11 protein-coding genes are annotated in these 12,501 nt (G+C 67.7%); 5 read left to right on the top strand and 6 right to left on the bottom strand.

The features are described 5' to 3' along the window. The first annotated feature begins 227 nt into the window (after window positions 1–227). The 5 genes from OHB41_RS08520 to OHB41_RS08500 all read left to right on the top strand — a co-directional run bounded on the left by OHB41_RS08520 (window position 228) and on the right by OHB41_RS08500 (window position 1,822). Complete coding sequence (locus tag OHB41_RS08520; protein WP_030214093.1) at window positions 228–635, top strand: hypothetical protein; 408 nt, start codon at window positions 228–230, stop codon at window positions 633–635. Next, complete coding sequence (locus tag OHB41_RS08515; RefSeq protein WP_266697326.1) at window positions 628–1,140, top strand: hypothetical protein; 513 nt, start codon at window positions 628–630, stop codon at window positions 1,138–1,140. The genes OHB41_RS08520 and OHB41_RS08515 overlap by 8 nt, the downstream gene beginning before the upstream one ends. A gap of 75 nt (window positions 1,141–1,215) precedes the next feature. After that, window positions 1,216–1,557, top strand: coding sequence for a hypothetical protein (locus OHB41_RS08510; RefSeq protein ID WP_103544038.1), 342 nt, complete (start codon window positions 1,216–1,218; stop codon window positions 1,555–1,557). A 23-nt stretch (window positions 1,558–1,580) separates the two neighbouring features. Beyond that, window positions 1,581–1,703 carry a hypothetical protein gene (locus OHB41_RS08505; protein WP_266697325.1) on the top strand — a complete coding sequence of 41 codons (123 nt, stop codon included), beginning with the start codon at window positions 1,581–1,583 and terminating at the stop codon, window positions 1,701–1,703. Next, window positions 1,700–1,822 carry a hypothetical protein gene (locus OHB41_RS08500; RefSeq protein ID WP_258039814.1) on the top strand — a complete coding sequence of 41 codons (123 nt, stop codon included), beginning with the start codon at window positions 1,700–1,702 and terminating at the stop codon, window positions 1,820–1,822. The genes OHB41_RS08505 and OHB41_RS08500 overlap by 4 nt, the downstream gene beginning before the upstream one ends. 90 nt (window positions 1,823–1,912) lie before the next feature. Here OHB41_RS08500 and OHB41_RS08495 read toward each other — a convergent pair whose 3' ends face one another. From OHB41_RS08495 to OHB41_RS08470, 6 genes are all read right to left on the bottom strand, one after another. Further along, on the bottom strand, window positions 1,913–3,229 hold the full coding sequence (locus OHB41_RS08495; protein ID WP_266697310.1) for an IS701 family transposase: 1,317 nt from the start codon (window positions 3,227–3,229) through the stop codon (window positions 1,913–1,915). A gap of 133 nt (window positions 3,230–3,362) precedes the next feature. Beyond that, window positions 3,363–4,094 carry a hypothetical protein gene (locus tag OHB41_RS08490; protein WP_266697309.1) on the bottom strand — a complete coding sequence of 244 codons (732 nt, stop codon included), beginning with the start codon at window positions 4,092–4,094 and terminating at the stop codon, window positions 3,363–3,365. Window positions 4,095–4,227: 133 nt separating this feature from the next. Beyond that, the gene (locus OHB41_RS08485) at window positions 4,228–4,611 is read right to left on the bottom strand and encodes an HU family DNA-binding protein (RefSeq protein ID WP_030214098.1); all 384 of its coding nucleotides are present in this window, start codon (window positions 4,609–4,611) and stop codon (window positions 4,228–4,230) included. 133 nt (window positions 4,612–4,744) lie between these two features. Continuing rightward, on the bottom strand, window positions 4,745–5,110 hold the full coding sequence (locus OHB41_RS08480; RefSeq protein ID WP_006379250.1) for a hypothetical protein: 366 nt from the start codon (window positions 5,108–5,110) through the stop codon (window positions 4,745–4,747). A 41-nt stretch (window positions 5,111–5,151) separates the two neighbouring features. Beyond that, complete coding sequence (locus tag OHB41_RS08475; RefSeq protein ID WP_266697324.1) at window positions 5,152–6,825, bottom strand: hypothetical protein; 1,674 nt, start codon at window positions 6,823–6,825, stop codon at window positions 5,152–5,154. A 67-nt stretch (window positions 6,826–6,892) separates the two neighbouring features. Next, window positions 6,893–12,439, bottom strand: a complete 5,547-nt coding sequence (locus OHB41_RS08470; RefSeq protein ID WP_266697323.1) for a hypothetical protein — start codon at window positions 12,437–12,439, stop codon at window positions 6,893–6,895. Between the last annotated feature and the right edge of the window lie 62 nt (window positions 12,440–12,501).

Genomic DNA, 12,501 nt, shown 5'->3' with positions numbered 1-12,501 from the left:
GTCGACCTCACCGACGAGGGGAACTTCTGAAGTCGCGACCGTCCATCCATCAGGGCCCGTGCCCCGGCTCCGCACCGTGCGGGACTGGGGCACGGGTCTCTTCTTTCCCCTAACCGCTCCGTCTCTCAGAGGCGGAGCGATCGACCATTCGATGTCCTTATCGACTCGGCGAACAAAGTCGTATGCGAGTCGATGACAAGCTATTCCTGACTGATTAGGCTGAAGCTATGACTCACAACAGCAACGCTCACGACAACGGCACTCCCGACGCCGAGCTCCCGAAGTTCTCCGTCAATGTCGTCCCGACCGACCAGCTCAGGCGCGAGGACCTCGCCACGATGCTGAACCTCTATCGCCGCGGCGAGATCACGCCGCTGATCTTCGGGGACGGCAACAAGCCCGAGGCCGCGATCATCCCCTTCGCCGCGTTCGTGCGCCTCATGAAGTACGACCACGCGGCCCACGTCCACGCTGAGGCTGCTTTCCAGGCCGAGCTCTCCCGTCGCACCCAGGAGTCCGACGCTTCCGGCGAGGCGAGCATGACCATCGAAGAGCTCGCCGAGAGCCTTGGCCCGCTCGGTCAGCAGTGGGCGGATGGGCATCGTGCTGCCCAGCAGGAGAAGCGTGATGAGTGAGCGTCGGTCTCCCGTCCGCCTTCTGCCGACGACCGGTCTCAAGCAGGACCTCCAGACGCTCCACGACGCCGCGGTGATGCACCCTCATGGACCGGAGGACCGGCTCCTGCGCGTGGCTCTCAACCAGTTGGGCCGGATCCAGCAGGGCGCGCCGAGCACGCACCCGCTGGAGTACATGCCCAGTTATCCCGACCTCTCTGATTGCGAGACCACGTACGTCGGCGCGGATCCGAATGCGAAGCCCTCGCACCGGATCGTCTGGCGGGAGCGCGCGCCCCAGCGCCCGGGCGAGCCCGTCACCCGCGAGATCATCGCCCTGGGTGAACGCGCGAACGGGCAGGCCTACTACATGGCCGGCCAGCGCCTCGGTCGCCCCGTGGGCTTCACTCTCGCCGAGCTGGCTGCGCAGCGCGAGCCGATCGCGAGTCCCTCACGACCCCGACAGCGCTCGATCAGCAGCTTCGGCACGCCATCCGCGGATGAGCCTGACCTCCAGTTCGAGTGACCTGTAATTCGCGATTCTTCTGACCATTGATGGTTTCTCATAGAATGGAGGTAATAGCTATTTGATAAGAGCGAGATGGTGGCGATGTACGACTACGAGCCAGTGACCCAGGCGGCAGCTCTGGATGCTGAACCCCAGTCCAGCACAACCGCGGGACGCCGCCGGTTGATCAGTCCTCGTTGCGCCCTCTTCGTACGGCGCGGCATCGGACTGGCGATCGCCCTCGGCATGGCCTACGGCATCTTCCACGTCATCTTCCGCACTGAGCTGTTCGCCCCCGTACTGGCCTACGTCGGACCCGTCAGGGACTTCATCGGCTGGGTGGTCGAGGACCCGGGGCGGGCCTGGATCGCGCTGGCGGCCCTCGTCATCCCGCACATCGGGCTGTACTACCTGCTCTTCGAGGACCGGAAGTAGTGCGGGGCGTCATGTGCAGGACCATGTTCAAGAGTGCTCGTGCCATCATCGCTCTCGGTCTGATCGGCGGCGTCAGTCTGGCGGTCATCGGCGGATGGGTCACCGGCTTCTTCGCCTCGATCGCGAGCACCTTCGCCGGCCTGTGAACGACTTCATGGGCTGGATCAACTCGCCGCTGGGGTGGGAGCACCTCCTCGCCGGGGCTGGCGTGCTCATCGTCCTGGTCATCGTGCTCGTGCTGATCTTTGCCATCGCCGACGGCTGAGCGTCGCAACTGGGCTCGTCCCGCCATAAAGAGAACCCCCGTGATGCCTGTGCATCACTCGACTTTCGACGTTCTGACAGGCTCGGGGAGTCACGCGGCGGCGTCGGTGCTGGCCGCGGCCCATGCCTGCTGGACGGTGCGGATTTCCTGCTCGGTGGGCTGACCTGGGCGGGTGGGCATAAATCGGGCGGCGATGATCACCCGTCGGAGCTTGGCGACCATGTCGGACAGTGACGGGTCGGTCTTGGTGGTGTACCAGGGGGCGCGCTCGCGGTGCTCGGCCACGTCGCCGGGCTGGTGGCCGTGCAGTGCGTACCAGACGACCGTGATCGTGTAGCAGTACAGGGCGAAGGGCACGGTGCGTTCCACCGCGGCCCGGGTGCGGTTGTGGGCCTGGCCGGCTCCGAGCAGGCCGCGGGCCTCGGCGAAGGTGACCTCGATCGACCAGCGCCGCGCGTAACGGGTGATCAGCTCGGCCGGGCTGCTGGTCAGGTCGGTGGTGACCAGGGCCAGGTCGTAGCCGGTGTCGGTGGTGTCGTCGCGGAGCAGGATCACGCGCACGGTGCGGGTGTGGAAGGAGCCGTACCACAGGCAGGTGACCTCGGCCAGATGCACCTGCTCGGTACGTTGGTAGCGCGTGACCTGTACGGGAGCGAAGTCGGCGGTGGCCGCGAGCTGGGCGGGCGTGCCCAGTCGCGCGCCCTTGAGCGCGGGGCGCCCGCGTTTGCCGGTCCTGGGCGGGGCCTGGGCGAACAGGACCGAGGGTGCGGGCAGTCGGGTGGTGAAGGTGCAGGTCGCGGGCAGATCGCGTAAGGCTTTGCCGTGGTAGGCGGCGTCCGCGACGACATGAACGCGCCGGCCGTGGTGGCAGGCGGCCAGCAGGCGGATCATGGACGCGGCGATGTCGACTTTGCTGCCTTCCTGCCCGGGTCGCCACAGCCGGGCCATGACAGGAAGGCACACCGGCCGGGCCAGGAAGGGCAGGTCGACGACCAGGCCGATGACGACGAAGCAGGTCCCGCGCCCGACACCCCGGGGTCCGGTGGCCGCGCCGTCGTGCTGCCAGGCCGCACCGAAGACCTTCTTCCCGCGCCGCTTGAACAGCGTGTCGTCCACCGCCACCGTCAACACCGCACCTGCGGGCAGGAGTTGGCGCACGACCAGGTGGGACAGGGAGATGCCCAGGATGTCCGGGTTCCACGGGGCGCGGGAGAAGAAGGTGTGGGCGCGGTCGTGGGACCATGCGCGCGTCAACCCGACACCGGTGAGCATCCCGGTCACCGTGCACCGCCCGGTCTGCGCGATCAGACCCGTGACCAGCGCCGTGAAGGTTCGAAACGTCGGCGCGGTGAAGTTGCCCCGTACCAACTCCAGTACGGCGAACAGCGAAGCGGGCACAGTCGGCATCGCAGGTATCCCTCCCCGGGCGCGGTCGCCACACCACCGATGCTGCCGCGGCCCCGCCCACCACGGGCCCGGACACCCGGTGCCTCACCCGTCAAGGTGATAGCCACCGGGCTCCCCCGCCCCGGGGTCCGGCCTACCGGCGCGACCAGGACAACCGACGCCGCGGCTGCTCGGGGAAGGCAATGGCACAGTGGAAGCCGTCGTCACCTACGGCGCGCCGCAACGTCCGCGCCACCGCCTCGGGATCGTCATAGGGGCCGTTGACGTAGAAGGGCTTGCCATCGCGGCCGAAGCGGATCGGGCAGGGACCGGCGGGCTCACCGAGGACAGCGGCGGCGGCCTCGAAGTCCGCCTCGGGATCGAACCCGAGGCCGCGAGCGTAGGCGGCGGCACCGAACACCAGGGCGCGGGCAAGCTCGGCAGGAACCGGCACATGCCCCTCGAAGGCGCCGAAGTAAACCGCCCGGTGCCCGCTCAGTTGCCTCTCGCCCATCGACTCCGGGGCAAGCGCGTTCTTCACCCCCAGACACCACACATCCAGCAGGAACCCGGCGACCTGCGCCTTCGCGGAGCGCGTACTGTCCGCGGCGACGAGCACGGCGACAAGGCCACGCACCTCCTCGGCGTCAGAAGCCCCAGGGTCCAAGGCCGCCCACTGCGGCGCGCCCTCAAGATCCACGCTGCGGCTCCAGCCGGCGTTCACCCAGCAACGCGGCTCGTCACGCACCGACGCCGAGACCTGCACGGCACCGTTGAGCACCCCGCCAACATCCCTGACGCCCACCCCCAACGTCCTGGCAATCGCCTTCACCGACCGACCCTGCTGGTCCAGTTGCCGTACCTGCTCTACAAGCCGCTCATCCACAGCCTCACCCTACGACCGCCGCCAAGACCGCAGGACCCAAACGCCAACAGCCACACTCGCCAGAGCGACCCGCGAAAACGTCGAAAGTCGAGTGCATCACGGGGGTTCTCTTTTTCTGCTGGCTCCTCGTTGCCTACGACGCGGCCCGTAGCTCACGATCCTCAATGACGTTCTCGAACTCGTCGGCATCCTCGATCATCCCGTAGGTCTCCGGTGAGATCTCGTCCTCATCGCCGCCGAGCCGGCGGTTGAAGCTGCTCGACGCGGAGAACTTCAGCACCACGTAGTCGTCGACGTTGCTCTTGCCGAAGCGCACCTTGTGGCCCTTGTGGTCCTGTCGGTAGAAGCGGCCGAAGCTCGTGAGCACGACCGTCTCTCCGCAGCTGACTGCGCCCGTGAGTTCGCCGAGCAGCGACTCGTACACCTTGTTCACCACCCGGATCGGCAACCCGCTGCGAGTCGCGACCCGAGAGATGAACTCGCGCTTACTGACACGCGGATTCGTCGTCGTCTCCATACCCACACCCTGTCCTGTCGTCCTTCATGACGCGGTTTCGCTGAGAAACCAGTCTATCGAAGATAGTAACGAGTCGAGAAGGAGAGACGGGCTTATAGAGTGCCACTCGCTACGCTTGTCTTGGCCCATTCGGCTAGAGCTCCAGATCCGGCTCGATCTCCTCCCGGTCGTCCTTGGGCTCGTAGTCGACCGATTCGATGATGTTCCGCGTGTTCGGATCGCGGCGCTGGTTCACGACCCTGTCGTGGGACTCCTCGAACCGCTGCTGCGCCGCTACGCGGTGGGCGGCATCGAGCTTCGCGCCGATGTTGCGCTCCCCGAACTCCATCATCGAGCCCAGCGCCGACTTCGTGCCCTGCTTGATCGCGTTGACGTTCGGCTTGTTCTGCGCCCGCTGCTGCTCCCATCGGCTCCGGTCCTCCGGCGTGACGTAGCCGAACATCCGCGCAAAACGTGAGCCGAACCTGACCTGCTGTCCCTCATTCTGTTCCTGGCTCATGGCCCTTCCTCCTGCTCCTTGTTCGTGTTCTCGGATCGCCCTCAGGCGGGCTGGTAGTCCTCGGAATCGGCCTCAGCGTTCGGGCTCTCGTTCTGCGGGCCGGCCTCCTGCTCGGACGACGGACCCGTAGGGCGCGACCGCGGCTTGAGCCGCTGCTCCTCGAAGAAGGCACCCGGGTCGTCGACCGCCGTCTGCAGCGTCTGCTGCCAGTTCTCCCCGAGGCTCCGCTTCAGCTCGGCCTCAAGATCCGGGTACTTCTCGTTCACCGCCTCCATCGCGTCGACGTAAGCGTTGGAGTAGACCCGCTGCTGCTCCTCGGGCGGCAGGCCGTCGATGTCCATGCTCGCGATCATCACCTCGGACTGGTCCAGGCGGTGCTGGAGCGTGTCGGGCAGTCCGCTGGTGTCCAGGCCCTGCTTCTGTGCCGCGAAGCCGACCAGGTAGCCGAGCATGTTGCCCCCGTAGCCCTCTTGGTCGCTGCGGCCCAGCGCGTCGAGCAGCGAGGTCTTCATCGTCTCGGCGAGCTGGACCTGGTGGGCGTCCGCATCCATGGGCCGGCGCAGCGTGAACATCCCGTCCTCGGGCAGACGCTGACCCAGCTGGTCGTCGAACTCCCCGCTCCAGACCGTGCGGACCCGGTCGGAGCCTGCGATCCGCTCCTCGTGCGCGGGAGCCTTGACGATCCGGCCGTGGGCCACGCCGTTGAACATCGTGCGCAGCTCGGGCTCGTACTCCATCCGCTCGCCGATGATCATTCGCGCGCGCTGGACGACCTCCTGGCGCTCCAGGCCGTCTTCGCGCATCTGCTCGTGCAGCCGCTTGCGCATCGCCCGGTAGCTGTCGCGGATCAGGCCGGCGTCCGCGCCCGGCTCACGCATCTTCCAGAAGGCGTTCTCCATGAGCGCGACCTCGGTCATGGCTGCCGAGTCCGGGGTGAACATCTCCCGGTGGCCGCGCTCACGGTGCTGCATGGCGTCGAAGCGCTTGCGCCACTTCTTCGTCAGGTGGTCACGCGGATCGGTGCTGCCGATGAGGCGCTCGCGCCGGGCGTCGCTCGGCACGTCCTTGAAGATCCTCTGCCGGTGCGCGATGCCGCTCTCGGCAGAGGCGATCATGCCGCGGGTCCTGGTGTCGATGCGTTCCTGGATCTTGTCCTTGAGGGGCTGAAGGTAGCTGTCCATCTCCTTCTTGAAGTCCGGGGCGAGCATCCGCATCGTCATCACCATGCCGACGGCCTGGATGATCGAGTTGGCATTCACTCCGCGCGAGAGCGGCTTGAGACACGACTGCATCATCATCTGCATGTAGACGTGGTGCATGACGCCGAGCTCCTGCGTCCGTTCCTCGTCGTTGAAGCCGGGCACCAGCAGCTTCGAGTCACGCAGCGAGGCCATGTACTTCTCGCCGGCCAGCCGCGTCTCCGCCCGAAGCTTGAGCAGCTGCTCGCGCTGTTCCAGGCCCTCGGTCTCGTCCTCTGCCCGGTCGACGTCGATCCCGTGCACGCGCTCGCGGTCGGCCATCCGATCCTGTGTCTTCGCGCCGAAGAACCCGCGGGCGCGGTCCCGGAGCCGCTCGCGCCAGGCGCGCGAACCGTCTGCGTCCTCCGGTCCGGGCTCGTCGATCACCTCGGCGTCGATCGGCTCGTCCGAGCGCGAGTCCCAGTAGGCGTATGCGCTGCTCTGCGGCTCGTCGGCCTGCTGCCGATCGTCGTCCACCGGAAGCTCCTTGGCCGCGCGCGGGCGGCCCGCAGGGCCCGTTCCCAGTTCCTTGTGCTGTGCCATTTCAGTAGCCCGCCCCGTAGTCGTCGTCGCCCTGCGGCTGATCGATCTCGATGCTCGGCGTGTAGACCGGGCGCGACGCGCCCACGCCCACGGCATGCGCAGAGCGGCGGTGCGAGCCGCGGGTGCGGGAGGCCCCCGCGTCCTGAGAGATCACGTCGCGCTTGACCGCCGAGTCATCGACGGCGATCGCAGCGCTGTCCAGGCCCTGCGCCTCGGCGGAGCTCAGCTGCTCGAGCTGCCGGGACATCTCCGCACGGGCCTTCCGGGTCCCCGAGGACGCGAACTGCTCGTTCTTCTCGCCGTCGTAGACGCTCTCGCGGTTCTTGGCCGCCTGCACGAGCGCCTCGAAGCCACCGCCGTAGGCCATCCGGTCCATGACGGTGCCCCGCAGCGACGGGTCCTCTTCGAGGTTGCGGATGAGCCCGGTTTTCGGGTCCTCCAGCGAACTGGCCACGCGGGCCACGTAGGCCGGGTTGACCGTGACGCCGAAGCCCTCCTTGGACTCGTAGAACTCGATGAACTTCTTCTCCCACTCCTCGGCCGTGGCCTGGACGGGCTCACCGTCGAGGAATGCCGTGCGCCACTGACCGGGGCCGACGTGTTCGATGCTGCGGCCCCTCCAGAGCTCGCGGCCGGGGCCCTGGAGCATCGCATACTTGTGCCGGGCCTCGGCGGCGTCGTGCTTGGCCTGCAGGATCGACTGGGTCACCGGGTAGGTGACCTCCAGGACGGCCTTGAGGTCTTCGCCGCGCAGCGCGCGCACGGCGCGCTGGCTGAACGAGCCGCCCAGGCCGGTGCCGTGAGCCTTGATCGCCGTGGCGAACATCGAGGCTTCCTGGTCGGCCTGCGTGATGCCGGGCGTGCCCTGCGCATCGCCCAGGTTCCGGGCGTAGTCGGTGAGCTTCTTCTCGCTGCCCTTGGCACCGGTCTCGACGCAGACCTCGCGCACGCTCTGCAGGTGCGCCTCGCGGTCCGAGAACGTCAGTGCCGCGCCGAACTCGCCACGCTGCGCCTGGCGGTACAGCGCGCTCAGCTCCTCCGTCACGACCTGCTGGTCGAGCTTGATGTCCTCAGGCGACTCTGCGCCCGTGAGCGCTTGCAGCCGGAGCCGGTTCGCCTCGCTGCGCGAGCTCTCCAGCTCCTCAGCCAGAGCAGTGTCCTTGGAGAGCGCGACCTGGGTGTCCAGCGAGACCTGCATGGCCAGCGGGTGCGAGCCGTCGCCCTTGACCACGCCGGTGTCCAGCAGGTTGGCCGGCACCGAGAGCTTCGCCAGGGCTTCCCCCTTGGCGGCCTCGCTGTGCAGCTTCACCACGGCGACCGAGTCGCCGTCGAAGTCGCCGTCGAAGCAGGCGTCCATCACCGGGTTGATCGCGGCACCGGTGAGCCGGTCGTCGATCGCGACCCGCATGTAACGCACGCCGGCGTCACGGAGCACCGGGTCACGCCACACCAGCGCGTGGTCACCCTCGGCCAGCCCCAGCTGCTCGGCCTTGACCGAGCTCAGCGCAACCTGGTCGACGTCCAGCCGCGGGTCCGCAGTCCACACCATCGTCGCCGAGTCGGTCAACCGCGAGGCCATCAGCCCGGTCTTGAAGATGTTGTTCTTGCCCGTGAGCACCCGGTTCTGCACGTCGGTCGTGATCGCCTCGAAGGCGCGCTGAGCGCGCGAGACCGACTCGCTCATGCCGCGGCGCACCTCGGAGCGCTTTTCCGCGGACAGACCCTGGCCGTCCAGCTGCTCGGTCATGTAGCGGTAGCGGCAGGCCTCGACGAAGACGTCCTGGTAGCTGCGGGTGTAGTCGTGCGTGACGGAGGACCCGTCCTCGAACTCCTGGCCACTGCGCAGATGTGAGGACATCACCGGCAGCTTCCACGAGCTCGCGCTCACCGTCTCGGTCTGCTCACCGGTCGGATACGTGAGCGGGAACGGGATCTCCATGTCGCCGCCGCGGTCGCCGATGAGATTGCCGAAGGACTTGCGCATCGCCGTGGTGTTCAGTCCCGGGAGCTGGCCCTCCTTGCGCGGCTGAGTGCGCAGCAGCTCGGGCATCGGGATGAACCGGCGCTCGGGGCGCTCGTCGATGCCCTCGGCCTGGCCGACCACCCGCAGTGTGCCGTCAGCCTCCATGTCCATGCCGGTCACCAGCAGGTACTCGCGCAGGTTCGACTCGGCCCCGCTGTTGTGGCCGTAGAACTCGCGCATGATCGCCGGGCAGTCCTGAGACTGCAGCGCCCAGGCCAGCTGCGAGGAGGCTTTGCGGCCCTTGCCAGCACGCACCTGCTCGTCGTCGTAGATCTTTGTCTTCTCGTCGACGGCCATGTGGGTGACCACGAAGCGCATCTCGCCCAGGGCACTCGGCCGCAGTTCTCCGTTGGGGGAGCGCAGGTCGGAGACGTTTCCGCTCATCAGCTCGCGCGCCGAGCCCGCGTTGCGCCGGGAGATCAGGCTGAACGGGCTCATCACTACGTCCAGGCCCGGGTTGGCCCGGAACCAGTTGACCTCTTCGACGACATCCTGCTCCTGCGCGTCCTGCAGCGGCATGTCCCGGTCGACGATCAGCGAGATCACGCCCTTGTTGCCGTGCAGATCCGAGATCTTGTCGCCCACGACGAGATCGCGCTCCTGGCCGCCGGCGCCGCGGATGCGGTGGCGCTCGGCGAACTCCTTCGACACCACGATCGGGTCATCAGCCGTCCAGCCGCCGAAGGTCATCAGCGCCGTCTTCGCCGGCGCGGTGACCTCAGAAGACTGCATGATCGTCGAGGCCGTCATCTGCTGGCGGTCGAACGGGTCGTACCGCAGCGTCTCGAGCTCGGGGAGAGCCATGAGCGGCGCACGCTGTCCGGCCACGCTCTCGTCGCCCGGCACGATCCGGCCGTCGGCGTCGACCTGGGCCTGAGTGGTCAGGTACCGCACGATGCCCTGGTTGGTCGCGCCTCCGGTCATCACCGGGTCGAAGTAGCCGCTGGGCGCAGCGACGTTGTTCCGGTCCTTGCCGGTGAGTACCGTCATGTTCCGCCCGCCGGTGAGCCGCCAGGCGTCGAAGCGGTTGTCGTCAGCCGGGTCAGTTTGGTCGCGCTGGGCCCGGTACTCGGCGTAGATCGTCGAGCCGGCCTTGATTTCGTTGGAGTAGCGCACACGGCGCGCCTCGGTCTGCAGGATCGCGGCCGTCCACTCGTCCAGGTGCTCCTTGATCTCGCCGGTGGACTCGTCGAGCTGGTACGTGGTGGCGCGCTCGATGAAGTCGATCGGGTGCTTCGTGCCGTACAGCTGCGAGTAGACCGCGTTGAGCGAGGAGGGCTCGCCGGTCTCGCTGCGCCCGGCGATGAGGTCGCCGGCGATCTGGTACTGGATGCGCTCGTGCATGAGCTGCTCGTAGCCGCGCAGGCGCGTGCGTTCCTCGACCGAGGTCGGAGCCTCGCCCGGAGTCTGGGCCGTGATCGTGGCCTCGTAGCCCGGCACGACCAGGGCGTTATCCCCGCTGGCGAAGGCGGTGGTGATCTCGCCGTACTCGCCGACATCGAAGACCTGGCCGATCTCACCCGAGATCGGAGTCCCCTTGCCGTCACGGCGCTGCTTCTCGCCGCTCCAGCGGATGACGCCCTGCTCGTCGACCAGGATCTCGGAGACCGTCGCCGCGTTGCGCTCGATGCTCTCGCGCACGGTGGCCCCGATGCGCCGCATGAATGCAGATTCGTGATCGGCGATCGGCACGGAGCGCTCGGCGTCGAAACGGACGAGCCGGTCCTTGAACCGGGTCGTCTGGAAGGTCGAGCCCATCATCTCGTCGGGGGAGATTCCGCAACGACGAAGCGCCGAGGCGAGGTTGTCGAGGTTCGACCACTGCCCGGTGGGGCTGGTCATGTACCGCGCCACCCGGTCCGGGTTGAAGCGCTGGTCGACCCACTCGCCGTCGACGTCGTGGGGCTCCGCCTCCCAGGTCCCGATGAGTTCGAAGGGGACGTCCTCGGCGTGCTGCCGGACCTTCTCGACGGCGGTGCCGCCGTAGACGAGGTTGCCCATCTCGGGCACCTCCTCGGCCTGCAACTCGCCGATCTCCTCCAGCCTTTCCTGGTACATCTCTTCGGTCGCCCCCGGGCGCAGCAGATCGCTGTGCGCGCCGGTGAGGACGTCCCAGTAGGAGCGCTGGATCGCAGCGACCTCAGAGTCAGCCGAGTACTCCGGCGGCTCGATCGCATCCAGCTGTCCGCCGGTTCGCTCCAGCTCGGCCTCAGCACGAGCGATCAGGTCTTCGACGCCAAGAGCTGCCTGCAGGTTCTGCCGCGCGCTCTCGACGGCGGCCTTCGCGTAGGCCTCAGCGGGCTGGGCGTCGATGAAGAAGGTCGGCAGGGAGCGGTTCTTCGCGTCCCGGCGCAGCATCACCTTCGACCCGGGCCGGGGACCGGACTCGCCCGGGGCCACATAGTTGCCGACCACGAACATCGACTCCCGGTCGACGTGGTAGCTGTCGGGCACATCCACCAGCGTGCGGCCACGGCCGCGCTCCTGGTGCGTCGTGCCCATCTCGCCGGCGGCGTGCCCCGGAAGATCCGTGCGCTCGATGCGGTGGCCCTGGGCGAAGCGCAGCAGCTGAACGGCTTCCGTCGGCGAGGGGGAGTAGACCGCCATGCCGCCGGGGACCCGGTAGTTCGTCGAGTAGCGCAGCACGGTGCCGTTGTCGTAAATCCGGGCTCCGGCGTACTCCTCCTGGCGCGTGTCGGTGAGGCGGATCTCCATGCCGGTCTGGGCGATCTTCGCCTTGATCTGACCGGGCTCGCGGTCGCGCATCACCTCGTAGGACACGCCCTGGGCCTTCAGCTCTTCGAGCAGTGCTGCCGAGCGTGCCACGGCGCGCCGGGACATGAAGCGGTTGCGGTCGACACGGTTCGTCTGGGGATCCCGGCCGCCGTCGATGACCCACTCGCGGACCTGGTCGTACTCCTGCTGGCTCATCTTGTCCATCAGCGCGGTGAGCCCAGCGGCGTCATCGTTCGTCATCGCTCGGCCGGCCTCGAAAGGTTTGCCCTCGTCGTCGATGCGCCAGAGCACCATGTTCCCGCGACGGGGATCGGCCAGGGTCTCCACCTCGCCGCCGGCCACGCGTGCGATCGTCTCGTCCGGCAGGTACACCAGCGCAGTCCCGGCGCGCTTCACGGTCGCGCGTTCGGACCAGTCGGGGTCGTAGGGGCTGATCGGCAGCCGGGCCGACTTCGGGTCGGCCTGGGCACCGACGCCGGTGGCACGGATGAACTCCCGCTGCGACTGCTGGTAGCTCTCGTTCTGCGGGGAATGGTCACCGAACTGCGGCTCGTAGTCGGACACCTTCTCCGCGAATGCCTGGTCGATGGCGGTGAGGCAGTCCGTGGCGCCCAGCCGCGGGTCGGCCAGCGCGGTGCCCCGCTGTCCGAGGATCTCGTCGACCCGGGCGCGGATCGCCTTGGCCTGGGAGATCGGGATGACCTGTCCGGTCTGATCCCGGGCCTGCTCGACTGCCTTGTAGTAGACGTACTCATAGAAGTACCTGCGCAGTCCGTGTGCCTTCTTCATAGTCAATCAGCCTCCTGCGGACGCTCGGGGTTACATAAGCATGTATAGAGCCTACTCTGCCT

Origin of the sequence: Streptomyces sp. NBC_01571, assembly GCF_026339875.1 — a bacterium.
Classification (GTDB): Bacteria; Actinomycetota; Actinomycetes; order Streptomycetales; family Streptomycetaceae; genus Streptomyces.
The sequence above is the reverse complement of the archived record's forward strand: the minus strand, read 5'-3'. Positions and strand labels throughout refer to the sequence as shown.